Source organism: Rivularia sp. UHCC 0363 (assembly GCF_034931125.1).
In the GTDB taxonomy this organism is placed as follows: domain Bacteria; phylum Cyanobacteriota; class Cyanobacteriia; order Cyanobacteriales; family Nostocaceae; genus Rivularia.
In genome coordinates this window covers 74889-101356 of the sequence record NZ_JAYGHM010000017.1, presented here as the reverse complement: position 1 = coordinate 101356, position 26468 = coordinate 74889, and the positions used below count along the sequence as shown (strand labels likewise).

The window sequence follows — 26468 nt, the reverse complement described above, 5'->3', positions numbered from 1 at the left end:
TTCTTCTATCAAAAGTATGATTAACAATTGTTAAAAAACTATCTAAAGGGTAGTATTATTTCAATTAATCAACTAATAACTTTGTTCTGAAGATTGATGTAACTGTTAGCTTGATTGCATTACAACTGTATTGTTCAAGTTAATAGGCAAGACATATTGTGGTTAAATTCGATAAAAGTAAAAATAAAATAAACATAGTAAAGCATTACTGGGTATCAGTTTTTAGCTGTGTATTATTGTTTACCACTGTATGGTTAGGAGTATGGTTTGATGCATCTCAATCCGCAATGGCTACCATTATGGATGAATATCCAATGGCGATCGCGGCGAATCCTTTAGCAGGTGCTGGTGATAAACTTGAAGGTGAAGCGGAACAAGCGTTAGGTAAAGCTCAACGCAATTTAGGAAAAGTTTCCGGACAAACAGAAGGTATGGGTAAGGAAGTTGAAGGTTTCGGAAAGCAAGTTAAAGGTAACGTCAAACAAGGAATCGAAAAAACTAAATCTGGTGCTGATAATGCTTCTGACAAAGTAGAAAAAGGAAGCAATAACCTAATTGATGCTATCAAAAACTTTTTTGGTAACTAAAGGTAAACAATATCATTATTAGCTAACTTCAGACTAGTTGTCTGATATAGTTAATAAAGGTCTAAAATAACGTAAACCAAGCTTTGTAAAAAAACAAGACAACTCGAAATATTTAAATATAAAGTAGATGAGTTGAAAGTAGAAACAGCGCACGTCATTGGTAAATATGGATTATTCAGTATTAAGTGTATAAAGGTACTTAGCCTTAATTGAGATAATTCCATATCAATGTTTGAATGTTTGGGAAAAGTTAAAATTATATTAATATATTTGATATTTCCCACTCGTCTTGATAATAATGCTGTTTCTAATGTTTACAAAAACGACTTGGTTTTCTAAATCAAATTCCGTAACCGAAGAGGAGATACCATGAATTGTAATCGTTTTAAATTACCATCAGTGCGTCCGTTGCGTTTTGTAGTTGCAGCTTTAATGTGCGTAATGCTGTTATTATCTACTGCGCTTCCTGCTTCTGCAATTGGTTCTTCTAAAAGTTCTCCTAACAAAGGAGCAGAGCAGTTAAATGAGATTCAACAAAAAACTCAAGAGTTAACTGAGAACAACGCTCCTTCAAAGGAAAGAGTTATCAACGAATCCAATAGAGGATTGAATGAAGTTCAGGGTGCTGCTAACGCTGAGAACATGAATCGTCCATCTAATAGTCAAGAAGCTGTAACTGTAGAAGACAAGGTAGAAAGTTTTCTCGAAAAAATCACAGGTGATAAGTAGTAATCTACTTAAGTACTTGGATAAATAACACATAAATTTTGGTTAAGCGTGGATTTCTACCTTGACCAAAATTTATTTTTATTTATAGTTAAATTAGGCAATTGATTTGATATTTTAAATTACATAACAAGAAAAACTTTTTACACATCCCCTTTTCGGATGATTTCTGAATGAAAATCCCAAAATTAAATTATTCTGTAGATATAAATCGAAATTATACCGTAAGAATAGTTAAAAAGGTACGGAATTTTTTGTATGATTAAATTTGTGGAATAAAATTAATAAAATAGGGGATTTAAAATGGCAGAAGCAAAAGTTCCTAAGACCGATAGTGAACCAAATCAAGATGCTGAGTTGACAAAAGACGCTATTAGTGAAGAGCAAGAAAAAGCTACTAATGTTGATGTTGGTAAAGATTATGCAGCCGCTGAGCAATATAAAACTGGTAAATTGAGTAAAGATACAGAGGGAGACGAAGACAGCGAAGTTACTCCTTCACTGTAAACGAGAATATTTTATCCGAGCCTTACTTTAAATCTCTAAAAATATGAGTTAAAAATTAAGGCTCGTAATATTTTGGGATTTTTTATTGAATTTTTACATATTTATTTAAATTATTTTCGATTAGCTGAGGACTTATCTTCAGGATTTTCAAGTTATAAAATATTCAATATTACGTAGTGCTGGGTATACTTGTCCGTGTAATTTTATTCTACCAAAATTAAATATGCTCTACTATTTCCTACTATAGAGATATTTTTCTATACATTTTAACATGAAGTCTAAGTATTTTAGAGTATTTTATTAGGTTATAAGTTTGTAACACAACTATATAAAAAGTATTAGGTATTTATAATTAACCTCTAACCTGAGATTATCTCCTTTGATTGATTTTTTGAAAAAAGAAGTATGTTCAAATTGAAGGAGAGTTGAATTTAGAGAAAGTAAATTATGCGTAGCATTAATATTGGATTGAGTGAAGAGCAACGCAAAGGCGTTTGTGAGTTGTTGAACAACGATTTGGCAGATGCTTACTTACTGCTAGTTAAAACCAAAAAGTACCATTGGGATGTTGTCGGACCTCAATTCCGCAGTTTGCATACTTTATGGGAAGAACACTATCAAACCTTAACCATGAGCATCGACGCGATCGCAGAGCGGGTTCGTGCTTTGGGTAATTTTCCTGTAAGTACTATGGAAGGATTTTTGAAACTAACATCTTTAAAGGAAAATCCAGAAAAACTACCTTTAGCTACTCAAATGGTATCTAGTTTGGTAGACGACCACGAACAAGTTATTCGTAACTTGCGCGAACATATTGATATGTGTGGCGATAAGTTCCATGATGAAGGAACCGCTGATTTCCTCACCGGATTAATGGAAGGACACGAAGAAATGGCTTGGATGCTGCGCTCCTTTATCGAAGGAGAATCTCTCCATGCAGACGGTCAACCATCTGGAAAAACCGCTGTAGGTGTTAACTAGAATTATCTACTTCTTCACTCATACATACTCGTGAATCGCATTTAAGCCAGGGGAATCAAAATGTCCGAATATAAAGCAGAACGTACTATTTCAGCCGTATTTAAAGAACAAGAGCAAGTAGATAAAGTCGTCCGTCGTTTATTAGATAGAGGTGTATCCCGTGACCACATTTCGGTCATGGGAAACAACTTTCAATCCGAAACCAGAATTTCAGGTTTTATTACTAAAAAAGACGTAATTTTCGGTGGATTGCGATCGGGTGCAATTTTTGGTTCTTTGTTCGGTTCGTTGTTAGGTTTGCTTTCCGGTGTGGGAGTGCTATTTATTCCCTTCGTCGGTCCGGTAGTAGCAGCAGGTCCCATCGGTGCAGCACTTTTAGGAGCCGCTAGCGGTGCGTTAGCAGGTAGTGCTGGTGCAGGTTTAGCATCAGTATTAATGACTTTGGGTATGCCTAAAGAGAAAGCTGCTGTTTACGAAACTCGCTTGAAAGCTGGTGAGTTTATCGTGATGGCAGAAGTACCCGCAGATAAGTCTGGAGAAATATCACTTCTTCTAGAAAGTGCTGGTGGTGAAGAAACCCATACTAGTGAAGTGGCTTTACCTCGTGCTTGTTCGGGTAACTGTAACGGTGCGGAAGATTTAGCCCCTGAAGTACGTTCTCATTTATCGGAAGCCGCTCAAAAAACTTTCATCGAACGCTACAACTCCGTGTTTGATGAAACTAAAGATGAAAGTAAAGCGGAAGAAGCTGCTTGGAATGCAATTCACCAACAGTATGAGGAAGATGAAAATGGAGTTTGGTCTAAACAGAAAGTAAATGTTTAGAAAAAAAAATAAAGGGTGAAGTATTAAATGTAAATACTTTGTCCTTTATTGGAAATAATAATCCCAAAATATGAAGTATATACGATAACTTGTACTTCATATTTTCTTCTTGCTTTTAATATCTTCTCGAAGAGATTTTTCCTATTACTTAATTAAGTATAGAACTAAATACTTTTCACGAACTAAAATCTTAAAAAATCTCATAAATAGTTGACAACAGAAAATGACACAAAGTAAAGAATTTCGACCAACTCCAGACCAAATACCAGGACAAAAGTTAAATTATCCTGCTAAGCAATCGGATATGACACCGCAACCAGATAGCGATTTGTCTAACTATCGACCTGCTGGTAAATTGCAAGATCAAGTGGCATTAATTACGGGTGGTGATTCCGGTATTGGTAGGGCTGTAGCTATTGCCTATGCTATGGAAGGTGCGGATGTCGCGATTATTTATAACCAAAATGATGAAGATGCCGAAACTACTCGTAAGGCTGTAGAAAAAAAACAGCGTAATTGTTTGAATATCAAAGCAGATGTCCGCGATTTTGCAGCTTGCAGTCAAGCAGTAGAGCAAACAATAGCTAAATATGGTAAATTAAATATCCTAGTTAATAATGCTGCTTACCAAATGGTACAAGAACGTTTCGAGGATTTAAGTATCGAACAATTTCAACGTACCATAGAAACCAATGTTTACGGCTATTTCTATATGGTAAAAGCAGCGTTACCTCATCTTCAGGAAGGTGATGCTATTATTAATACAGGTAGCATTGTCGGCAAAATTGGTAAGGAATTTTTAATCGATTACTCTGCTAGTAAAGGTGCAGTGCATTCTTTTACTAAGTCATTGGCATTAAATTTAGCAGAACGCAAAATAAGAGTAAATGCAGTAGTTCCTGGTCCGGTATGGACACCAAATATTCCGGCAACTATGCCGAAAGAAATGGTAGATAACTTTGATAAGGATGCGGCGCTAAAACGAGCCGGACAACCAGAAGAACTCGCACCAGCTTACGTGTTTTTGGCATCACAAGATGGTAGCTTTGTAACTGGTTCTCTTCTTGATGTTACTGGGGGACAACTTTCTAGCTAAAGGCTTCAATCTTGCTAGTTAACGTGTCTTTATGATCAATTGTTTTTTAGTCATAAAGACATGAAATATAAATAATAACTAAGAACTAAGAACGAATAATTATTAACTAATAACTAATAAAGTATCAAATTAATGCAGAAACATTACGACATAATTATTATAGGAACTGGGGCTGGTGGAGGAACTCTTGCTTATGCTTTAGCATCAACTGGTAAACGTATTTTGTTGTTAGAACGAGGTGATTATATACCCAGAGAAAAGCAAAATTGGGATATGAAAGCTGTCTATGGAAATGCACTTTATCGTACAGACCAGCGGTGGTTAAATTCACAAGAAAAGAGTTTTCAACCTACTCTCTACCATCGAGTCGGCGGCAGTACGAAGGTTTACGGTGCGGCTTTGTTGCGAATGCGACAAGAAGACTTTGAAGAAATGCAGCATTATGAAGGTGTATCACCTGCATGGGATTTGAAATACGAAGATTTTGAACCCTATTATAATCAAGCCGAAAAGCTGTATAAAGTTCATGGCAAACGAGGAGAAGACCCCTGCGAACCACCTACAGTAAAAGAATATGATTATCCCGCTTTACCCCACGAACCGCGAATTAAACAAGTTGTTCAAAGTTTAGAGATATTGGGTCTAAAACCGTTTTCTATACCAATGGGAATTGATCGCGATGTTAATAATGCGGCTCAAAGTCCCTGTATTCGCTGCGATACTTGCGACGGATATCCTTGCTTAGTTGATGCTAAAGCTGATGCTCAGGTTTGCTGTGTAGACAAAGCAATCAAATATGAAAATGTGACTTTAATGACGAATGCTCACGTTGAGCGTCTAGTAACAAACAATTCTGGTACTGAAATAAGGGGTGTGGAAGCAACTGTTGCTGGAGTTAAAGAGTTTTTTAATGGTGATATTGTTGTTGTTGCTTGCGGTGCGATTAATTCTGCGGCTTTGTTATTGCGTTCAGCATCCGATAGTCATCCTAACGGTTTAGCAAATTCTTCGGGAATGGTAGGGCGTAATTTTGTCAAGCATAATACCACCAAACTTTATGCTATTTCTACAGTTCCCAACGAAACAGTTTTTCAAAAAACACTAGCAATTAACGACTTTTACTTTGGTTCATCAGAAGATACAAAACCGTTAGGTCACATTCATTTGATGGGTAAGCATAAATGGGAAATGATGCAGCCAGATTTTCCTCGATGGGTACCTAGTAGTCTATTAAAAGTTTTTGCAAATCATTCTGTAGATTGGTGGATGCAAAGCGAGGACTTACCTAATGTTGAAAATCGTGTCGAAATAGCAAAAAACGGACAGATAAAAGTTTATTATCGTCAAAACAACCGAAAAGCTCATCAGCGTCTACAGCATCAATTTAAAAAGATTCTCCGAAAAGCTGGGTTTCCGATAATTTTCAGCGTACCAATGCCGTTAAAAGTTATGAACCATCAGGGAGGAACTTGCCGATTTGGTAAAGACTCAAAACTTAACGTTCTTGATTTAAATTGTCGCACCCATGATATCGATAATTTGTATGTGGTAGATTCGGGTTTCTTTCCTTCTATGGGAGCAATGAATCCGACATTGACAATAGTTGCTAATGCTTTAAGAGTAGCCGAACATCTTAAACAAAGATTAAATGTAAGTTTGGATGGTTTAGTAAGCAAAACAAAATAAGTTTAATAAAGTTTTCAGGAGTTTTGATTAATATGCAACCCGCAACCATTAATAATAAAGAAAACATCGCATCCGCCAAGCAAAGGCTAAGTACAGATACCGTGCGTGCTTTTTTAGTTCAAATTGGGCGTGTGCCATTGTTAACTCGCGAACAAGAAATATTTTATGCTCAGGGGGTTAAGCAGTTAACACAATTACTGCAAACTAAAGAGGAATTAACAACTAAATTAGACTCAGAACCGGAATTTTCTGTATGGGCCCAAGCAGTAGAAATGAGCGAATCACAACTGCAAGAAACCCTTGATAAAGGTGAATTTGCCCGACAAAAAATGATTGAGGCAAACTTACGATTAGTAGTTGCGATCGCCAAAAAATATCAGCATCATAATTTGGAGTTTGTTGATTTAATTCAAGAAGGAACTTTGGGTTTACAAAGAGGAGTAGAAAAGTTTGACCCGGATAAAGGTTATAAATTTTCTACCTACGCTTATTGGTGGATTAGACAAGCAATTACACGAGCTTTAGACCAAAAAAGTCGTTCGATTCGTTTACCTATTCACGTATGTCAAACCCTGAAAAAAATTAAGAAAGCACGGCGAGATTTAACCCAAGAATTAGGACGTACACCGACCATAGCTGATATTGGCGATCGCGTTTCTTTAAAACCATCGCAAATTCAAGATTATTTACATATGTCGCGTCAACCCGTATCCTTAGATTTACGAGTTGGTGAAGGACAAGACACTGAATTACAAGATTTACTTGAAGATACAAGTTCCTCTATAGATGATTATGTCAACCATCAATCACTACGGGAATGCCTTGATGAAATGCTTGTTGAATTGACCCCCCAACAAAGAGAAGTCGTAAACTTACATTTTGGTTTAAGCGACGGACGCGAATTAACATTAACTGAAGTCGCAAAACGTATGGATATTTCTCATACCAGAGTCCGACAATTACAGCGTCAAGCAATTGCTCGTTTGCGTCGAAAAAAAATGAAAGTTAAAAGTTTTATTGCATGATTTGGGAATGGGAGAAAGGTTAAAGGTTAAAGGTCAAAGGTCAAAGGTAATTAATTACGAGCAAAAAATTCATAACTCCTAACTCCCAACTCCTAACTCCTAACTCCTAACTCCTAACTCCTAACTCCTAACTCCCAACTCCCTCTTCCCCTCCATCTAAAAAAAAAGAGCAATGCTAAAATCCTGGATGGTAATCGGGGCCGTTACCTTTATAGTGGCTCTTGGAAGTAGTATAGTCAGACCCAAAGATGTCAAATGGTTTAAGCGATTGCAAAGACCGCGTTGGTTGACATTTGAAAAACTGATTCCAGTTATTTGGACGGTAATTTTTATTTGCGGTGCTTGGTCTGCTTACATAGTTTGGGAACGCGAACCCCGTAGTTCTCAAACTTGGTTTTTAATGGGTTTATATCTATTACTAGAAATTATTATTGTTGCTTTCACTCCTGTGTCACTTTGGTTACAAAATATGAAAGCTGGGGCAATTGTCGGAGGAATAGGATTTATTATTGGAATCATTGTAACTTTGTTTGTTTTACCAGTTTCTGGTTGGGCAGCTTTATTATTAGTGCCTTATTTAATTTGGAGTCCAATCGGTACTTATACAGCTTGGAAAATATATCAGCTAAATCAATGAACAATTATCAATTATCATTTGCAAGATGCTAGCTTACAATAATTATCTTATTAGTATTATTCGTCTATTTAATAAATAGAATAAAACCTTGTAGTGTTAGCATCTTGCCAGCTATAATAATACAAAATAAATACTTCATAATTAATAATTAGCAAATAAAACATGATAATTGCACAAGTATCAACTCCACCACCAGATACAAAGACGGAAATAATATCGGCTTGGGATAGAACTCAATTATTGATAGATAATACTATTGCTCGGTTGCCAAGTATTCTCTTGGCAATTGTTGTTTTTATCGTCTTTTTCTTTGTTGCTAGGGCTATTAAGCAAACAATCAGAAGATTAACCCGTAATCGTCGCAATGCTCGTAGCTTAGGAATGGTTTTGGGGCGCTTAGCACAAGGTATAACCATATTAGTTGGTTTGTTTGTAGCACTAACAATTCTGATTCCATCATTCAAAGTTTCCGATTTAGTCCAGTTGTTGGGAATAAGTGGGGTAGCAGTTGGTTTTGCTTTCCGCGATATTTTACAAAACTTCCTAGCTGGAATTTTGATTTTACTTACCGAACCTTTTGAAATTAATGACCAAATAGTATTTAAAAACTTTGAAGGTACTGTAGAAAATATTGAAACGCGGGCGACTACAATTAGAACTTATGATGGTCGCCGGATTGTTATTCCTAATGCCGAACTTTTTACTAATTCCGTTACTGTAAATACAGCTTTTGAAAATCGACGCATCGAATATGATTTCGGTATCGGTTATGGGGATGATATTGACGAGGCAAAACAGTTAATTTTAGAAGCTATCAATGAAACTGAAGGTGTCCTTCAAGACCCCGCTGCTGATGTACTTGTAATGGATTTGGCAGACTTTACCGTTAATATTCGCGGTCGCTGGTGGATTAGTCCACCTCGTCGCTCCGATACACTCGATTTTCGCGATCGCGTTCTCACTGCTGTCAAAAACAAGCTTACCGCGAACGGTATTGATATGCCATTCCCAACTCAACAAATTCTATTCCATGACCAAACAGAAGAGACAGACGGTAACAGAAACCGTCAAAGAGAAGGGTGGCCCGCAGGTTCTGGGAAAGTGCCTCAAAGTCGCAGTATCAGCGCTTCTTTAAGCAAATTAATCAAAAGCCAATCGTCAGAAGATCGAGAGGGTAACGGCAAGACTTCGACTATCGATCAATGAAAAATATCAAACTGGGTAAACTGTGGGACTCAATTAATTCCAGCTACTGGTTTGTACCTGCGCTGATGATGGCTGGAAGCGTTGCGATCGCCTTTGGTTTACTCAAAATAGATAGACTCGGTTACTACGGTCCAATAGAAAAATGGGGCTGGATTTATACCGGCGGCTCGGATGGCGCTCGTGCGGTACTTTCAGCGATTGCAGGTTCCATGATTAGCGTTACCGCTACGGCTTTTTCGATCACCATCGTCGCGCTTCAGCTTGCTTCCTCAAATTTCGGGCCTCGTCTCCTACGAAAATTTATGCAGGATGTAGGAAATAAAGTAGTACTTGGTACATTTATTAGTACTTTTATTTATTCCTTGTTAGTATTACGAGCCGTTCATGGAAGTGGTGATGGAAGGGATAAGTTTGTACCTTATCTTTCGGTCACAATCGGGATTGTATTCGCGGTAATTAGTACTGCCGTGCTAATTTATTTTATTCATCATTCATCAACTATTATTCAGGTTTCCTATATAATTTCCCAAGTTAGTAAAGAATTAGATAATGCGATAGAAAGGTTATTCCCTAAAAAAATTGGATATGGTGAACCCGAAGAAAAACATTCACCGGCAGAAATTCCCACTGATTTTGATCGGGAAGCTTTTCCGATTAGATCTTCCAAAAAAGGTTATGTCCAAGCAATTGATACCGACAAATTGATGGATATAGCCTGCAAACATAATTTGATGGTAAAAATATTAACCCGACCGGGAAAATTTGTAATTAAGGGAGGTTCCACGGTAAAAATTCTTTCGATGGGAAACGATCGTGAGAACACACCTCTTAAAGATATTCAAAAGCAAATTCACAAAGCATTTATTTTAGGTAGACAACGTACCGAACAACAAGATATCGAATTTCCCATAAACCAATTAGTTGAAATAGCCTTACGCGCTTTATCTCCTAGCCTTAATGACCCGTTTACCGCTATTCGCTGCATAGACCACCTCAGCGACGCACTTTCCCATTTAGCTCAAAAAGATTTTCCTTCTGCTTATCGTTACGACGCATTTAAAAATCTTCGTGTAATTGCGATACCGAAAACTTTTGCAGAATTAACTGATACTGCTTTTAATCAAATCCGCCAAAATAGTTCTAGCAATGCAGCAGTAACGATTCGTTTATTAGAATCGATCGCCGTAATTGCTGAATATGCAGAAAATTCCCAAACTAAAATAGCTTTGCGTCGTCATGCAGATTTGATATTGCAAGGTAGTCAAGAAGGATTATCTTTCGATCAAGACAAGAAAGATATTGTACAAAGTTATCAAGAAATATTACAGGCGCTAAGTTAAATATACTCATCCTCACAACTTCCTCAAATTGTTGCTGTATAAATAGCTTTATAAATAGAATAATCGCTTAAAAAGATTCCAAAATTGTAAATAAATATGTTTTTGTGACATTTGTAGCTGGTATCTTGCCCGCATTCCTAATACATATAATAAAGAATACTTGTCAAATTAGATATTGCTCAGATAAGATTATATACTTAAGTACTACCACTGAGAATATATATTAGTAATAGAAATAAATATCAATTTTTGAAATAAAAGAGGATACCAAAATGAATACCAAAACGAATCCAAATTCCTTACATAACGTTGAAGAAAAAATAGTTTCAATCGAACTTGATTCTATCCGTTTACAAGCAGAGATAGTTTTACCTAGAAGCTGTCAAGGAATCGTAATATTTGTTCATAGTAGTGGAGTTGGTCGCTACAGTACTCGCAATCGTTATCTCGCTCATATGTTAAGACAGACAGCGGAATTAGGCACCGTACAAATTGATTTATTAACACCTCAAGAAGAAGCGATCGATTTACGTAGCCGACATTGTAGCAGCAACGTTAAACAACTATCGACAAGATTAGTTGGTGCAACAAAGTGGTTGATTAATAATTCTCTCACCAGTGATTTAAAAATTGGCTATTTTGGAGAACAAACGGGTGCAGGTGCAGCTTTACTTGCAGCCGCAGAAAACCCTAACTTAGTGGGGGCTATAGTTTCGTGCAGTGGAGATTGCTTAACACCCTCAGTTTTGTCTAACGTACAAACGCCAACTTTATTGATTGTCGGTGAAAATGACCTGCCTGCGATCGCGACAAATGAAGACACTCTCAAACTAATTAAGGCATCCGAAAAAGAGTTAAGCATTATACAAAATGCCAGCCGTCAATTCAAAGAACCAGGTGCATTTGAAGAAATTGCCCGTTTATCAAGCCATTGGTTTGAACAGCATTTGTCAGTTAATTGTCTATTCCATCCAACCACGGTAGCCAGTAACTAAACGACTACCATCTTTAAAAACGTGTATTTCTATTTGGTCGCTAGCCCAGGTGATCTTATCTTCAAAATCTGGGTTAAATATGCGGACGTGCTGATTACTGGATGATACGGGAGAATTAGGAGAATTTATTGCTAAAGATTCAATAAAAGGTCCATCAATTAAAATATCGAGTTGCTCTAACAGTTCTTTTGCACCTGCAGGTGCTTGTTCTGACTGTAATTTTTCCAAAGTGAAGCCGGTAAAAGCCATAACATTTAACCCGGAAGCTTTGACCTTGCGAGCTAAACTTGCTAATCCTGGAGCTTGCCAAAAAGGTTCTCCTCCAGAAAATGTTACTCCTGTATTACCAGGTTTACTCAGGATTTTTTGAGCGAGGGAATCGATCGATTCAAGCTGATTAATTTCAAACGACCAAGATTCAGGATTGAAACAACCTCCACATTCTCGCTTACAGCCTTGTACCCAAATTACAGCCCGACTTCCAGGACCGTTTACTTCCGATTCATCAACGTAACCCATGATATTTAAATAGCCGGAGGGAACGTTTGCAGGGGAAGAATATGGATTAGTTGACTTTATTTGCATTTTTTGCTCCTTTTAGCCGTCAACTTAATAATGACGGTTTTTAGTAGGAGAGCGCATCCGCAAAGTCTACTTCATAAAATGTTATTCATAATTCAAGTAATTTTAGATTTTACCTGGTTCCCATCTGGCTAGAAATTCTTGTAACTAGATGCATCTTGTAAAATGCATTACAAGGTAGAACCTTATAACGAAAATAACTAGTTAACTGGTTCCCAGACTCTGGCTGGGAATCCTTAATGCAAGGCTCTGCCTTGCTGACAGCTTGAAAGTAAAAATTAGTAAAATACATTACTAAGTATAATCTTATCACGAGAGCTAAAATGATTTAGAAATCAGATGAATATGATAAAGCAGTGATATGTGTCACTGTCGCATAGCGATCGCGACTGGTAGCGTAGAAAGCTATATTCAATTTTAGTTTTTACACGTCAGCAATGGAAAGGGATTTACGTAAAGCAAGTGGAGAAAATATTTTAATCATTGATGATACTTTAGAGAATCTTCAGAACTTATCCGCAACTTTAGCTCAAAACGGATATACCGTGCAGGCAGTAATTTCTGCTTCAATGGCTTTAACGGTTGCACAATTAGCTCGACCAGATTTAATTTTGCTAGATATAAAAATGCCAGGTATAGATAGTTATGAAGTTTGTCAAATATTTAAAGAATCGAAAAAAACTTGTGATATCCCCATAATTTTTTTAAGTAGCTTGCACGATGTTTCACAAAAAATTAAAGCGTTTAATTTAGGCTGCGCGGATTATATAACTAAACCATTTCAAGTTGAAGAAGTGTTAGCCAGAGTTCAATATCAATTAACAATTCAAAGACTTTATCGGCAAATAAAACAGCAAAATCAGCAGCTTGAAGATGAAATTGCCCAAAGACGTAAAGTTGAAGAAAAAGCAGTTGCAGCATCGATCGCGAAAAGTAATTTTCTAGCTAATATGAGTCATGAATTGCGAACACCTTTAAATGCGATTATTGGCTTTTCACAATTAATGAGCAATGATTTATTAAATGCTGAGCAGCAAGAAAATATTCAAATTATAAATCGCAGTGCTGTAAACTTACTTGAATTAATTAATGATATTTTAGAACTTTCTAAAATTGAAGCAGGAGTTATCTCTTTAGATAAAACAAGCTTTGATTTGTATGGCTTACTCGATAATATCGCAGAAATGTTTCAAATCACAGTTAAGCAAAAAAATATCAATCTTAATTTTATAGTTGCTCCCGAACTTCCTCAATATATTCAAACCGACGCAAAAAAATTACGCAGTTGCTTGAGCAATCTGATTGGTAATGCAATGATTGCGATCGCAATGCGAGAACATCAAGAAAATGAATCTCCTCCCCAAGGAAATATTACCTTACAAGTAAGTTTGGTGGAAACAGAATCTCCCCATCTCCTCTTCCAGATAGAAGATAACGGTTGCGGTATTTCCGAGCATGAGTTAGAAAAGTTATTTGACGCATTTAGCCAAGCACAAGTAGGGAAAAAATCTTTACAGGGGACGGGTTTAGGTTTAGCAATTACCCGTAAATTCGTGCAAACGATGGGAGGAGAAATTACGGTAAAAAGTACTTTGGGTGAAGGATCTGTTTTCACGTTCGATATTAAAATTGATGTTATAAAAAATGATCGAGTTGACCGGACAAGTAGTTTGGTCGGTAATTATAAGTCTGATATATTGCTTGAAGAATTGATGACAATGCCTCAAACTTGGTTATCAGATTTAAATCAAGCAGCAAACGAAGTTAATGAAGATTTGTTGCAAAAACTGGTCGAAGAAATACCCTCTCATAAAGCATCGTTATCTCAATATTTAACAGAATTGCTCAAAGATTTTCGTCTTGATATTATTATTGAGTTTATGCAAAAAATTATGGTAGTTGATGTAAGAAGAGAATAGGGAATAGGAAGTAACTAGGGAGTAAGGAATAGGAAGTAGGAAAATAATTAATTATATTGATAATTGGTTTATGAATAATATAAAAATTCTTATAGCTGATGATAGACCAGAAAATTTACATTTGTTATCAAATATTTTAATTGACCGAGGTTATAAGGTTCAAAGAGCAATTTCCGGACAGCTAGCAATAAACGCAGCAACAGCTTCTCCTCCCGATTTAATTTTACTTGATGTTGTGATGCCGGAGATGGATGGCTATGCTGTATGCAAGCATCTTAAAGCAAATCAAATTACTCGCGATATTCCGATAATTTTTCTTAGCGTCATCGATGAAGTTTCGGAGAAAGTAAAAGCTTTTAATTTAGGTGCTTTTGATTATATTACTAAACCGCTACAGGCTGAGGAAGTGTTAGCGCGGGTCAAAAATCAACTCACTATTCAAACATTACAAAAACAGTTAAAAGAACAAAATAATAAATTACAAGATGTTGCTTCCGAGTTGAGCGATCGCCATAAATTGCAAAAGTCTCGCGAACTTTATTTGACTGCTTTGGTAGAGATTCAAAATATTTTACTTAGTTTTGACGGTAGTAATGATTGTTATACTCAAATTATCCGTAGTTTAAAAATCGCTGCTAGAGCCAATAGTGTATGTATCGTTGAAAATTCCGTAAAACCAGCTAGATCTTGTGTTAAGAGCGATCGCCGTTCAAATAATTGCGAACAAATTTTCCCCCGTTGGCAGAATTTACTAAAGAAAGGAAATGCGATCTGTAGCTTGGTTGCAGAGTTACCGTCGGAAGAACGTTTAACGTTAGAACAACAGGATATTCAAGCGATTTTACTCGTACCGATCGCGGTTAAGGGCAATTTTTTCGGGTTTATTCGTTTTGAAAATCGTTCAGAAGCCATTTGGGAAGCCGAGGAAATCGCATTACTACAAGCTGCTGCATCGGCAATATCTTTAGCGCAGGAGCGTTTGCAAGCTGAGGTTAAGTTACAGCAAGAACTTCAACGTAGCAAATTATTGCGTGAAATTACTGCTAGAATTCGTGCAGAATTGGATGCGGATTTAATCATTAAGACTGCAATGCAGCAGATAGGTTTAGCTTTGAATGTAAGTCGAGGAGTGATTTTTAGATACACATCTTCACCAGTTCCGCAAATTACTGCTCAAGCAGAATATCTTGCTCCCGGCTACACTTCAATTATTGACAAAAAAATTCTCTCAGCAGATAATCCCTATTTCAATTTAGTGTTATCCCAAGATAAGGCTGTTGTTACTAATGATGTGGAACACCAACCGCTGTTAAAAGATGCTCTTGCTGGATGCCGCAAACTCGGTATTAAGTCAATGCTGGCGATCAGAACTTCTTACAAAGGGGAAGCAAATGGTATAATTTGTCTGCATCAATCTAACACCAAGCGTCAGTGGACGGCTGCTGAAGTTGAATTTTTGGAATCTATTGCCGCACAGTTAGGCATTGCTTTAGCTCAAGCTCAGCGATTGGAACAAGAAAGTCTGGCACGTCAAAGGCTTGAAGAAGAAGTTAATCATCGTCTGGAAGCAGAAGCAGCTTTAAAGAAAAGTGAAAGTAAATATCGTTTGTTCGTTGAGACATCTCAAGATATTATTTGGTCAATCGATCCAAATGGATATATTACTTTTGTTAATTCTGCGGTTAAGAAGGTTTTAGATTACGAACCTGACGAATTAATTAATCGTCCTTTCACCGATTTTCTGCCAACTTCACAGATGATAAGGGAATCGTCGGCTTTTGAGCGGGTTCTAAATGGTGAACCAATTTTTGAAAGGGAAACAATTTATTTAAGTAAACGCGGTAATTGTGTCGATCTGCTTTACGGTTCTATGCCTCTGTACGACGAGCGAGGTCATGTAACTAAAGTCATCTTTACTTTACATGATATTACGGTAGCAAAAAAAGTCCGCCAAACATTGTTAACCAGTGCTATGAAGTTACGCACCTATAACCTTGTATTAACGCAATTAACTAGAAATCCGGCGATTTACAATGGAGACTTGACGGCAGCGTTAAAAAGCATAACTCAATCCGCTGCAATCAATGTAGAAGTAGAGCGAGCCAGCGTTTGGCTTTATGAGGAAAATAATCAAATAATTCGCTGCGTCAATTTGTTTGATTGGAATCGCAATTGCCATGTTGAAGGTTGTTGTTTCAAGGTCGCAGATTATCCGATCTATTTGCAAATTTTGAATGCCGATGAAATCATTGCTACGAACAATCCTTTGTTGGATATCAGAACCCAAGAGTTGAGAGATTACCTCGAACCTTTAAATATTACTTCTTTATTTTGCGTTCCCGTGCGTTTGGCAGGTGTCACCATTGGTATATTATGTTTGGAAACTGTAGAAAAAGTTCACTCTTGGACGCAGGAAGATCTTAACTTTGGACGTTCTTTAGGCAACTTAATTTCCTTAACATTGGAAGCGCAAGCGCGACAAGCTGCCGAAGCAGCAAGACGTTTGAGCGAGCAGAAGTTGGCTGCGGCTTTCCGTTCTAGTCCCGATCCAATTTGTTTAAGTAGATTCCCTGAAAATATTTGTATTGAAGTTAACGATAGTTTTTGTAGGTTTTTTGGCTATACCCGAGAACAGGTAATTGGATGTCAGCTAAAAAATTCACAATTTTGGCATGATTTAGAGCAATATGACGGTTTGCTCGAACTTTTAGTTTATCAAGGTGCAATTCACAACCAAGAGGTAGATTTTCGCGCTGCTGGGGGAGAATTTAGAACAACGCTGTTGAGCGCGGAGTTAATTGAAATTGACGCACAACAATACGTTTTGGCTACAGCTCGCGATATCACCGAACGCAAACAAGCGCTGCTGGAAACTCGTTTGTTATTACAAGCAACTCAAGCTATCAGCAAGGCAATTAATATTAATAGTGCTTTTAGTTTTGTTCTGCGGTTGATTTGTAGCCATATTAACTGGGATTTTGGAGAAGCGTGGATTCCGAGTAGCGATGGTAGGGTATTGGAATATTGTCGGGGTTGGTACAGTAATCAAAATAGTTTAGATGAAGTTTGCCATTACAGCGAAACTATAACGTTTAGTAAAGGGATGGGATTACCGGGAAGCGTTTGGGAAACCAAGGAAACCTATTGGATAGAAGATATTTCGCAAATTTCGCAGACCAGATATATACGTAAAGAAGTAGCTTTGAAAGTAGGTTTAAAAAGCTGTTTTGCGTTACCGATTTTGAATGGAGGTGAAGTGTTAGCTGTTTTGCTAATTTCCAAATGCAGTACCAACAGTCGCGATCAACGTTTATTGGAATTGGTCAGCGCTGTAGCAGCACAGTTGGGGGGATTAATCAAGCGTAAACAAGCGCAAACAGCCCACAGACAAAGTGAAGAAAGATTGCAATTAGCTTTAAAAGCCAGCGATTTAGGATTGTGGGATTGGAATATTCGTTCTGCTCAAGTTTACCGCGACTCATGCTGGAAGAAAATGCTAGGTTATGAAGATGCAGAAATTGGTGGAGATGCTTTAAATTTACGACGACTAGTGCATCCTGAAGATTGGGATTTTATCCAGCAAGAGTTAAAAGCATATTTACAAGGAAAACGTCCGATTTACGAAGTAGAATTTCGGATGCGCTGTAAAAACCAACAGTGGAAGTGGATTCATTCTCGCGGACAAATCTTCGAGCGCAATTCTGCGGGGATACCTTTACGGATGACAGGTACTCACAAAGATATCACCGAACGCAAGCACGCAGAAGTTGTTTTACTAGAAAGTGAAAGACGTTTTAAAGCGATTTTTAACTCTAGTTTTGGACTGACTGCATTACTACAACCAAATGGCAAAATTATCTCGCTCAATCAAACTGCTGCTGATTTCTTTGGTATAGAGGAAAGCGAAGCTGTAGATTTACCTTTTTGGGAATCTTTAGGAGAAAGAATTTGTTGCGATCGAGATAATCTGCAAGCAATGATTGAACGAGCCGCAAACGGTGAATGTATCCGCGATGAAGTTGATATTATCAATATTCATGGTGTTATATCCACAATTGATTCTTCTGTCAAACCAATATTAGATGAAAATAATCGAGTCGTATTGCTTATAGCAGAAGGACGAGATATCACTCAGCGTAAAATATTAGAAAGGGAAGTCGCTTTGCGAGAAGCTCGTTTAAATGCCTTTTTTAGCAGCGCTCCGGTAGGATTAAGTATTGTAGATAGACAATTAAGATTTATTCAAATTAACGAATTACTCGCTGAAATTAACGGTATATCGGTAGAACAACATCTGGGTAAAACCGTTCGAGAAATTCTCCCAAATATAGCTCTTAGAGTAGAACAACTTTACCACCAAGTTTTAGCAACTAATCAATCAATTCTGAATATTGAAATCAGCGGTGTTTCCGTTACCCAACCTTCAGAGATACGTGACTTTATATTTTCTTGCTTTCCCATTGCAGGTGAAGATAATATCCCCACAGGAGTGGGAGCCGTACTAATAGAAATTACTGCTCTCAAACGCGCCCAAGCAGCTTTACGCGAAAGAGAAGAAGCATTTCGCGCTATCTTTGAAAATGCTGCGGTGGGAATTGCTCAAGTCTCCCCGGATAGCAATTTTATCAACGTTAATCAGCAGTTTTGCCAAATTGTCGGTTATTCCAAATCGCAACTTCTGCAACTCAAATGCCTTGAAATTACTCACTCCGATTCTATTGCCGAATATCTTGATTATTGCGACCAATTAGCGCAAAATCAAATCGATATATTTTCAATGGAGAAAGCCTTTGTTAAAGAAAATGGTGAAGTAATTTGGACAAATTTAACCGCATCGGTAATCCGCGAACCTTCTGGAAAGATAAAATACGTTATCGGCGTAGTTGAAGATATTAGCGCTCGTAAATATGCTGAGAACCAAATGCGTTTGGCAACCGAACGTTTACAATATTTACTGACCTCCTCCCCCGCAGTAATTTTCAGTCGTTTACCTTCAGGCAACTTTGATAATACATTTATCAGTAAAAACGTTGGCGAAATCGCCGGTTATCAAGCACAACAATTTTTATCAGATTCCGGTTTTTGGTTACGTCACGTACATCCAGAAGATGTACCAAAACTCCGAGAGCAGCTATATCAAGCTTTTAGTCAAGAATACGCAACAATAGAATATCGGTTTTTGCATGGTGATGGTACCTATCATTGGTTTCGCGAGCAAATACGGTTGATTTGCAGTCAAAACGGCTACCCTTTAGAATATGTGGGCTACTGGATAGATATCAACGAAGGCAAGCAAACGGAGTTAGAACTACAGCTTAGTCAGCAACGGTATCAAACTTTAGCAGAAGCCTCACCCGTAGCCATTATCAATACTGATGCAAATGGGTTATGTGTATATTTCAATCAACATTGGAACGAAATTACTGGACTTGCTCGCGAAGAATCACTAGAAGATGGTTGGGCAAAAGGATTACATCCCCATGACCGCAAACGAGTTGTAAAAGCATGGCAAGAAGCAGTCACAACTAAAACATCCTTTAGTAGCGACCATCGTTTCATACGTCCAGATGGTCGAGTTGTGTGGGTAATATGTAAAGCATTGCCCGAAATCGACGAAAATGGCGAATTCAAAGGCTATATCGCCACCGTTACCGATATTACAGATATAAAGCTCGCGCAACAAGCATTATTAGATAGTGCTGAAAGAGAAAAAGCGATCGCTCAAACATTGCAAAGAATGCGGCAAACTCTAGATATAGAACAAATTTTCGTTGCTACAACTGAAGAATTGCGTTCTTGTTTAAATTGCGATCGCGTTTTAGTCTACCAATTTAATGCCGATGATTGCGGTAATTTTGTCGCCGAGTCTGTTGCAAATGACTGGATGTCCGTAATGTCCGAAGAAGAATACAGCACAAATTTTACTCAGGTAATTCTAGAGGACGAAGCTATAATCCGCAGTTTAAACCAAAATTTAGACCAAGTACGCGATCGTCTGCAAGATACCTCAAGAAGTAGCTATACCCAAGAAGCAAACTTTCTGTGTGTTTCCAATATTTATCAAGCTGGATTTAGCGAATGTTACATTAACTTATTAGAGCAAATTCAAGCCAAAGCTTATATAACAGTTCCTATATTCTGCGGAAACCAACTTTGGGGATTACTCGCAAGCTACCAAAACTCTGCACCTCGTCAGTGGAAAACCGGAGAAATTGGCATAGCGGTACAAATAGGTAATCAGTTGGGAGTAGCACTGCAACAAGCACAGTTACTTTCGCAGACTAAAAGCCAATCACAAGCCCTACAGCAAGCCGTTATTGCCGCAGACGCAGCTAACCGAGCCAAAAGCGAGTTTTTAGCCAACATGAGTCACGAATTGCGAACCCCTCTCAACGCGATTTTAGGCTTTAGTCAATTGATCGCTCAAGACAAAACTATTCCAGAAGAACATCAAAACTCCTTAGCGATCGTTAACCGTTCGGGAGAGCATTTACTTAACTTAATCAACGACATTCTCGAAATGTCCAAAATCGAAGCAGGTAAAACATCATTAACTATTACTAATTTTGACTTACACACCCTTCTAGATAATCTGCGAGAAATGTTACGTTCCCGCGCTTCTGCTAAAAACTTACAGTTGATATTCCAAACCGCAGCAGACATTCCCCGTTACATCCAAAGCGATGCTATTAAACTGCGGCAAGTTCTGATTAATTTGATCGGAAACGCGATTAAATTTACCACAAAAGGTAGCATTAAGTTAAGCGTGAGAATAGATGGGGAGATGGAGAGATGGGGAGATAAGTTAGAAATTGCTTCCTCCGCTCCCAAAACTCGTCTGATCTTTAAAGTCACGGACACCGGAATCGGTATTTCTTCTGAAGAAACCGAACTTTTATTTGAAGCTTTTAGACAAACCTCTGCTGGAAGACAATCACAGCAAGGAACCGGCTTAGGTTTAGCAATTAGCCGTAAATACGTGCAGTTGATGGGAGGAGATATTACAGTTGAAAGTACTCCCGGAGTTGGTTCAACATTCACTTTTGGTATTCGAGTAAATCTTGCTTCCCCACAAGCAGCCGAAATTAATAAAACCAGTTCTCAAGTAATTGGTTTGGCTGCATCTCAAACACAGTATCGTATTTTAGTCGTTGATGACCGTCCAGAAAGCCGTTTACTAATTATAAAAATGCTTTCCCAGCTTGGGTTTAGCGTCAACGAAGCCGCTAACGGTTTACAAGCAATAACCTTGTGGGAAGAATGGAAACCACACTTGATATTAATGGATATGCGAATGCCAATAATGGACGGATATCAAGCCACAAAAATTATTAAAGCCAGACAAGAAACAATATCTAATAGTTTGATTGCCAACAAAACCATAATTATTGCCTTAACCGCAAACGCTTTTAAAGAACAACGACAAGTAATTTTTGAAGCCGGTTGCGATGATTTAATTAACAAGCCATTCCCGAAAGAAATACTTTTAGAAAAATTAAATAAATACCTCGGAGTAAACTATCTGTATCAAGAATATAGTTCTAATCCACAACAGCCAAAAACCACATCAACAGACATTTTCACATCTACCGATCTACGTAACTTATTGCCGCAAATATCCCCTGAATTAGTAGCACAAATACGTCAAGCCGCAGCCCAATGCAGCGACAACTTAATATTCGAGCTACTAGAACAAATTCCCTCTGAAAACACCGAATTAATAACCGTCTTCAAATATTTCGCCGACAACTTCCAATTTGACAAAATCCTCGAAGCCATTGATTAATTTTAGGAATTGGGAATTGGGAATTGGTAATTGGTAATTGGTAATTGGGAATTGGTAAAAAATTCCTAGCCTTTGACCTTTAACCTTTAACCTTTAACCTTTAACCTTTAACCTTTAACCTTTAACCTTTGACCTTTAACCTTAAGTTTTCTGTCGCTTAAAACCATCGATCGCATCACCTAAAGCGGTAGTTAAACTTTTACGGGTTTGAGAATGGTTATCTTGTTCAGTTTTCAGAGCTTGTAAAAGGCGATCGCGTTCTTTCATAGCTAAGGTTAATTTAGTTTTCAAATCTTCTACAGAGGAAAGTTGGGCTACTTCCTGGTTAATAGCTGTTACAGTCTCACTATCTGGAAGAGTGCCATCCTCGATACCTTTGAGTTTTTGAATTTCTGCTTTCATAGACGCAATCGTTTGTTGAAAAAGTTGAGCATCTGTACGACGTTGCTCAGATTCGGTGTTATAAAGTTTACGCCACTTTTCAACACTTTCCCAAGTTGCGATTCGTTCGGCTTGAAGTTGTGCTATCTGCCGTTTATAGGCTTGAATCTCCGTCAACCATTGTTGGGTTAAATCTTCATTCATAGATTTATAAAATGATATATGTATTTTTACGACAAATTGGCACTTAATATGAATCACTCAATAGGGAATAGGGAAGGGAGCATCCCACTTTTTTGAACGTCATTGCGAGCAGAGCGAAGCATAAGTCCGAAGCGGACACGCTCCGCGTTCACGTAGTGTAGCGAAGCTAACGTCGTTCCTCCTTCCCTAAGAGGGAACACTTCATGAATCTGCGCTTACGCACACGCAATGACAATTATTATCTTATTAAAAAATAAAAACTGGGATGCACCCAATAGGGAATAGGGAAAAGTTAATTAATATCGAATTTATAACCCTAACTCCTAACTCCGGTAGTCCTAACTCATAACTCCTAACTCATAACTTCTAACTCCTAACTCCTAACTCCTAACTCCTAACTCATAACTCCTAACTCCTAACTCATAACTCCTAACTCCTAACTCCTAACTCCTAACTCCGGTGGTCCTAACTCCCCATCTCCCCATCTCCCCATCTCCCCATCCCCCCCATAATCTCTTATCATGAGTCAGCAAAATAAAGAAGATCAATTTGGTATGTTACGAGATTGGCTGTCCGATAATTTGGAAATTGATGCAGTTCGTAAGGAAGAGGTTTATCTGGGAATATGTAATTCTGTAAGCCTCAAAGATATTAGCTATTGGATTGAGGTACTTTTTTCGGCTGGGATTGCGACTCTTGGACTAGTACTAAATAGTCCTGCGGTAATTATTGGAGCAATGTTAATTTCTCCTTTGATGGGCAGTATTTTAGGTAATGGTTTAGCTCTAGCTGCGGGTGATGTAATTTTAGCTATACGGGCAATTATTAAACTTGGACTTTCGTGTATCCTTGCTATTTCATTTGCGGTGCTGCTGGTTTCTGTTTTACCTTTCAAGGAAATGACTGCGGAAATTTTAGCGCGTACTAGACCGAATATTTTAGATTTAGTAGTAGCATTATTTTCCGGTGCTGTGGGTTCGGTGGCAATTTGTAAAAGACCCAAAGGTGTAGTAACTTCTATTCCTGGTGTTGCGATCGCGGTTGCCTTGATGCCACCTTTGTGTGTTGTGGGGTACGGAATTGGTATTGCCCTCAGCGTCAATATGATCAATGGATTGCGGGTTGCTAGAGGTGGTGGATTGCTGTTTTTCACCAATTTGGTAGCAATTACTTTTACCGCAATGATTGTTTTTCTGGCTTTACATATTGATAGTGTTAGGACTAAACAAACAATTAGAGAATGGCGAAGAGAATATAGAGAAAGTCGCTGGGTACGGAATATTTTAGAATTATTTCCTAGTTCAAAATATCTTAAACAAATTGGTAGTTTACCCGGTAGATTTTTATTAATTTTAGTGACTATTTCAACTATTTTAATTCCTCTGGGTCAATCATTTAGTCAACTTAAACAAGAAATTGCCCTTAAACGAGAGGAAAATAATATTAATTCAGCAGTCAGAGATGTTTGGCTGGATAACTTTGCTAACTTACCTAACGGTGAACCGCGCTCTTTCATTAGCCAAGTTTTGACTAGCGATCGCAATCAATTATTAATCATTCAACTTCAAGTTTTTACTAGTAAGTTATATACGCCGCAAGAACAAAGTCAATACGTAAAACTATTAGCTAAACGTTTAGATAAACCCGAAGAATTATTATCTTTAAAATTAATTGAAATTCCTACAGCTTCTAACGAACTATCACAAGCAGCACCAGAAGAAAAAACGCCGGAGCCAATCGTTACTATCGCTCAATTGCAATCAGATTTTCTGCAAGAGGTCAAGTCAGCTTTAACTAACTTAAAGTTGCCACCACCCGCAAAAATGCTTGATTATCAGTTAGTTACCAGCCCAGTACAACCGATGGCTATCCGGATCGTATATTTAAGCGATCGCGAAATTGACCGGGATGCTCAAGTTTTACTTGCCGAGGAAATTAGACAAAGGTTGAATTACCCATCGACTAAAGTCAGCATGAAGAGGATTGCTGCAACTCAAGGAAATATTACTTTTGATGAAAAATCAGCAGTAATTACACCCCAAAGCTTCAAAGTTCTAGACAGTATTGCTTCTACCTTGGAGCAACAGCCTAATTTAAATCTAGAAATAATTGGCAATCAAAAACAAGACGAACCGATAGAAACTAATAAAAAACGGGCAAAAGTTATTCAAGAGTATCTAGAATTGAAATGGAAAATCGATAAAAAACGCATAACCCAACAAATCGGAGAAGAACCTCGACCCAAAGCCATACTTAAATTAACTTAAAATTATTTATTTACTGGATTGATTTATCTATAGAATTAATCCAAAATGCATTAATTACAATTGATAATTGGTCGGTATTAATTGATAATTGATCGTTGATTATTGATATCCTGCCATGCTCAAACCTCGTTTTGTAAGATTTTTTCGTCATTTGACTTTCAAAACGCTGAGAAAAATTGTAAACAACATAGGCAAAAGGCGACTTTTAGGATTAGCTTCCGAAATTGCCTTCAACGCCATGTTATCTCTGTTTCCGGCAATTATCGCCATTTTAACGGCTATTGGCTTGTTAGAAAAAGGTTTGCAAAGTATCTTTAATGAATTAGCCCACCTACTTAGCAGAGTTGCACCTGAAGACGCTTTAAATTTAATTTCGACGTTTGCTAGAAATGAGATTGCTAACTCAAAAAATGGCGGTTTATTCTCCGTGAGTTTTGTTGCTGCACTGTGGACTTCTTCTGGTGCAATTAGTACTGCAATGACAGCTTTAGATCAAATACAACAAGTATCTCCAGATAAAATACGTCCGTTTTGGAAAGCGAAACTAGTATCTTTAGGATTAACAATTGGTACTATCATCCTTTTACTAATAGCCTGTATTTTAGTATTTATCAGTGGAGAAGTTTTAAAATTTATAGTTGATAATTCTGCTGGTTATTTAAATTTTTTATCTCACTTGTGGAATTTGATGCGTTACCCTTTAGCATTAATAATTGTAGCTTCTGCTTTCGGTTTTATTTATCGTTATGGTCCGAGCCGTTGGAAACCAGGAACCCCAGTGATGCCGGGGGCAATAGTCGCAGCTATTTGCTGGGCATTTGTCTCAAATTTATTCAGGATTTATGTAGCGAACTTTGGCAATTACAACAAAGCATATGGAGCGATCGGGACTTTTATTATACTCATGCTATGGCTTTACATGACCGCCGCTGTAATATTAATAGGCAATCAATTAAATGTTACTGTTGGAGAAGATATGCACTCCAATTCATCTCGAAAAATCAAATAGTATTTCAAGCTACATATCAAATGTTATATAGCATAATATTCAACTATAACAGGAATAGAATCAACGATTTCATCCTATAAAAGCCATTCTTCCTATGTCTTTGCCACCTTCTCAGTTTTATTCTCTCGATCCCGATGTTAAAGCACCAACTTTAAAGCGTTTGCGTACTCTGAGCCGCATATTGGATAAAGCTATTACTATTCCCGGAACTGGAATTGGTGTAGGTTTAGATCCAATACTCGGATTGATACCCGCTGGTGGTGATTTTTTAGGTGTTCTGCTTTCGGCTTATATTATTTTAGAATCCGCACGCTTAGGTGCGTCTAAAGCAACTTTGGGCAGAATGACTGTAAATATTATTCTTGATGCCTTAATCGGTGTAGTACCTGTAATCGGAGACTTCTTTGATTTTGCCTGGAAAGCTAATGTCCACAACATTAATTTATTAGAAGAACATTTGAAGTTTCCCAGCCAAAAGAAAAGGGCTGATACTTGGTTTGTATTTGTACTTTTAGGCGTATTATTATTGCTTGCTATTGGTTTAGTTACATTTTCCGTGGTTATTACACGTTTTATTTGGGGACTTTTTACAGGAAGTTAGTGATAGCAGGTTAAAGGTTAAAGGTTAAAGGTTAAAGGTTAAAGGTTAAAGGTTAAAGGTCAAAGGTCAAAGGTTAAAGGTCAAAGGTTAAAGGTCAAAGGTTAAAGG

19 protein-coding genes are annotated in these 26468 nt (G+C 37.6%); 17 read left to right on the top strand and 2 right to left on the bottom strand.

The genetic code is table 11. The features are described from left to right. Positions 1-158: 158 nt before the first annotated feature. The 12 genes from VB797_RS12190 (at position 159) to VB797_RS12135 (ending at position 11611) form a co-directional block, all read left to right on the top strand. Positions 159-587, top strand: a complete 429-nt coding sequence (locus VB797_RS12190; protein ID WP_323237952.1) for a hypothetical protein — start codon at positions 159-161, stop codon at positions 585-587. A 369-nt stretch (positions 588-956) separates the two neighbouring features. Beyond that, entirely contained in the window at positions 957-1316 is a 360-nt protein-coding gene (locus tag VB797_RS12185) for a hypothetical protein (RefSeq protein WP_323237951.1), read from the top strand. Positions 1317-1616: 300 nt separating this feature from the next. Continuing rightward, positions 1617-1820, top strand: a complete 204-nt coding sequence (locus tag VB797_RS12180) for a hypothetical protein (protein WP_323237950.1) — start codon at positions 1617-1619, stop codon at positions 1818-1820. Positions 1821-2267: 447 nt separating this feature from the next. Beyond that, entirely contained in the window at positions 2268-2801 is a 534-nt protein-coding gene (locus tag VB797_RS12175; RefSeq protein ID WP_323237949.1) for a Dps family protein, read from the top strand. A 60-nt stretch (positions 2802-2861) separates the two neighbouring features. Further along, positions 2862-3626, top strand: a complete 765-nt coding sequence (locus VB797_RS12170) for a ChaB family protein (protein WP_323237948.1) — start codon at positions 2862-2864, stop codon at positions 3624-3626. Between the two features lie 223 nt (positions 3627-3849). Next, positions 3850-4722 carry an SDR family oxidoreductase gene (locus VB797_RS12165; protein WP_323237947.1) on the top strand — a complete coding sequence of 291 codons (873 nt, stop codon included), beginning with the start codon at positions 3850-3852 and terminating at the stop codon, positions 4720-4722. A 132-nt stretch (positions 4723-4854) separates the two neighbouring features. Then, positions 4855-6408: a GMC family oxidoreductase gene (locus VB797_RS12160; protein ID WP_323237946.1), complete on the top strand. Its 1554-nt coding sequence runs from the start codon at positions 4855-4857 to the stop codon at positions 6406-6408. Positions 6409-6440: 32 nt separating this feature from the next. Beyond that, positions 6441-7433: an RNA polymerase sigma factor, RpoD/SigA family gene (locus VB797_RS12155; RefSeq protein WP_323237945.1), complete on the top strand. Its 993-nt coding sequence runs from the start codon at positions 6441-6443 to the stop codon at positions 7431-7433. Between the two features lie 172 nt (positions 7434-7605). Then, on the top strand, positions 7606-8070 hold the full coding sequence (locus VB797_RS12150) for a TspO/MBR family protein (RefSeq protein WP_323237944.1): 465 nt from the start codon (positions 7606-7608) through the stop codon (positions 8068-8070). Positions 8071-8232: 162 nt separating this feature from the next. Next, on the top strand, positions 8233-9276 hold the full coding sequence (locus VB797_RS12145) for a mechanosensitive ion channel family protein (RefSeq protein ID WP_323237943.1): 1044 nt from the start codon (positions 8233-8235) through the stop codon (positions 9274-9276). Next, positions 9273-10616, top strand: coding sequence for a DUF2254 domain-containing protein (locus VB797_RS12140; protein WP_323237942.1), 1344 nt, complete (start codon positions 9273-9275; stop codon positions 10614-10616). The genes VB797_RS12145 and VB797_RS12140 overlap by 4 nt, the downstream gene beginning before the upstream one ends. Before the next feature lie 272 nt (positions 10617-10888). After that, on the top strand, positions 10889-11611 hold the full coding sequence (locus tag VB797_RS12135; RefSeq protein ID WP_323237941.1) for a hypothetical protein: 723 nt from the start codon (positions 10889-10891) through the stop codon (positions 11609-11611). On the opposite strand, the gene VB797_RS12130 is transcribed toward VB797_RS12135, so the two are convergent. After that, positions 11579-12196 carry a 4Fe-4S single cluster domain-containing protein gene (locus tag VB797_RS12130; RefSeq protein WP_323237940.1) on the bottom strand — a complete coding sequence of 206 codons (618 nt, stop codon included), beginning with the start codon at positions 12194-12196 and terminating at the stop codon, positions 11579-11581. The genes VB797_RS12135 and VB797_RS12130 overlap by 33 nt on opposite strands. 434 nt (positions 12197-12630) lie before the next feature. Between VB797_RS12130 and VB797_RS12125 the strand changes: the two genes are divergently transcribed. Both VB797_RS12125 and VB797_RS12120 read left to right on the top strand, forming a co-directional pair. After that, a complete protein-coding gene (locus VB797_RS12125) occupies positions 12631-14112 on the top strand; it encodes a hybrid sensor histidine kinase/response regulator (protein WP_323237939.1) in 1482 nt (493 codons plus the stop codon). A gap of 70 nt (positions 14113-14182) precedes the next feature. Further along, positions 14183-21898: a PAS domain S-box protein gene (locus VB797_RS12120; RefSeq protein ID WP_323237938.1), complete on the top strand. Its 7716-nt coding sequence runs from the start codon at positions 14183-14185 to the stop codon at positions 21896-21898. Positions 21899-22039: 141 nt separating this feature from the next. Here VB797_RS12120 and VB797_RS12115 read toward each other — a convergent pair whose 3' ends face one another. After that, positions 22040-22483 carry a hypothetical protein gene (locus VB797_RS12115; protein ID WP_323237937.1) on the bottom strand — a complete coding sequence of 148 codons (444 nt, stop codon included), beginning with the start codon at positions 22481-22483 and terminating at the stop codon, positions 22040-22042. 521 nt (positions 22484-23004) lie between these two features. Between VB797_RS12115 and VB797_RS12110 the strand changes: the two genes are divergently transcribed. The 3 genes from VB797_RS12110 to VB797_RS12100 all read left to right on the top strand — a co-directional run bounded on the left by VB797_RS12110 (position 23005) and on the right by VB797_RS12100 (position 26360). Continuing rightward, complete coding sequence (locus VB797_RS12110) at positions 23005-24750, top strand: DUF389 domain-containing protein (protein ID WP_323237936.1); 1746 nt, start codon at positions 23005-23007, stop codon at positions 24748-24750. A gap of 115 nt (positions 24751-24865) precedes the next feature. Next, positions 24866-25759 carry a YihY/virulence factor BrkB family protein gene (locus VB797_RS12105; RefSeq protein ID WP_323237935.1) on the top strand — a complete coding sequence of 298 codons (894 nt, stop codon included), beginning with the start codon at positions 24866-24868 and terminating at the stop codon, positions 25757-25759. Between the two features lie 94 nt (positions 25760-25853). Continuing rightward, a complete protein-coding gene (locus tag VB797_RS12100; RefSeq protein ID WP_323237934.1) occupies positions 25854-26360 on the top strand; it encodes a DUF4112 domain-containing protein in 507 nt (168 codons plus the stop codon). Positions 26361-26468 lie beyond the last annotated feature (108 nt).

Excerpts from the sequence above, each read along its gene's own strand:
- VB797_RS12130 (WP_323237940.1), bottom strand. The coding sequence starts at position 12,196 with ATGCAAATAAAGTCAACTAATCCATATTCTTCCCCTGCAAACGTTCCC.
- VB797_RS12175 (WP_323237949.1), top strand. The coding sequence starts at position 2,268 with ATGCGTAGCATTAATATTGGATTGAGTGAAGAGCAACGCAAAGGCGTT.
- VB797_RS12155 (WP_323237945.1), top strand. The coding sequence starts at position 6,441 with ATGCAACCCGCAACCATTAATAATAAAGAAAACATCGCATCCGCCAAG.
- VB797_RS12145 (WP_323237943.1), top strand. The coding sequence starts at position 8,233 with ATGATAATTGCACAAGTATCAACTCCACCACCAGATACAAAGACGGAA.
- VB797_RS12140 (WP_323237942.1), top strand. The coding sequence starts at position 9,273 with ATGAAAAATATCAAACTGGGTAAACTGTGGGACTCAATTAATTCCAGC.
- VB797_RS12160 (WP_323237946.1), top strand. The coding sequence starts at position 4,855 with ATGCAGAAACATTACGACATAATTATTATAGGAACTGGGGCTGGTGGA.
- VB797_RS12125 (WP_323237939.1), top strand. The coding sequence starts at position 12,631 with ATGGAAAGGGATTTACGTAAAGCAAGTGGAGAAAATATTTTAATCATT.
- VB797_RS12100 (WP_323237934.1), top strand. The coding sequence starts at position 25,854 with ATGTCTTTGCCACCTTCTCAGTTTTATTCTCTCGATCCCGATGTTAAA.
- VB797_RS12110 (WP_323237936.1), top strand. The coding sequence starts at position 23,005 with ATGAGTCAGCAAAATAAAGAAGATCAATTTGGTATGTTACGAGATTGG.
- VB797_RS12150 (WP_323237944.1), top strand. The coding sequence starts at position 7,606 with ATGCTAAAATCCTGGATGGTAATCGGGGCCGTTACCTTTATAGTGGCT.
- VB797_RS12105 (WP_323237935.1), top strand. The coding sequence starts at position 24,866 with ATGCTCAAACCTCGTTTTGTAAGATTTTTTCGTCATTTGACTTTCAAA.
- VB797_RS12170 (WP_323237948.1), top strand. The coding sequence starts at position 2,862 with ATGTCCGAATATAAAGCAGAACGTACTATTTCAGCCGTATTTAAAGAA.
- VB797_RS12165 (WP_323237947.1), top strand. The coding sequence starts at position 3,850 with ATGACACAAAGTAAAGAATTTCGACCAACTCCAGACCAAATACCAGGA.
- VB797_RS12185 (WP_323237951.1), top strand. The coding sequence starts at position 957 with ATGAATTGTAATCGTTTTAAATTACCATCAGTGCGTCCGTTGCGTTTT.
- VB797_RS12180 (WP_323237950.1), top strand. The coding sequence starts at position 1,617 with ATGGCAGAAGCAAAAGTTCCTAAGACCGATAGTGAACCAAATCAAGAT.
- VB797_RS12115 (WP_323237937.1), bottom strand. The coding sequence starts at position 22,483 with ATGAATGAAGATTTAACCCAACAATGGTTGACGGAGATTCAAGCCTAT.
- VB797_RS12135 (WP_323237941.1), top strand. The coding sequence starts at position 10,889 with ATGAATACCAAAACGAATCCAAATTCCTTACATAACGTTGAAGAAAAA.
- VB797_RS12120 (WP_323237938.1), top strand. The coding sequence starts at position 14,183 with ATGAATAATATAAAAATTCTTATAGCTGATGATAGACCAGAAAATTTA.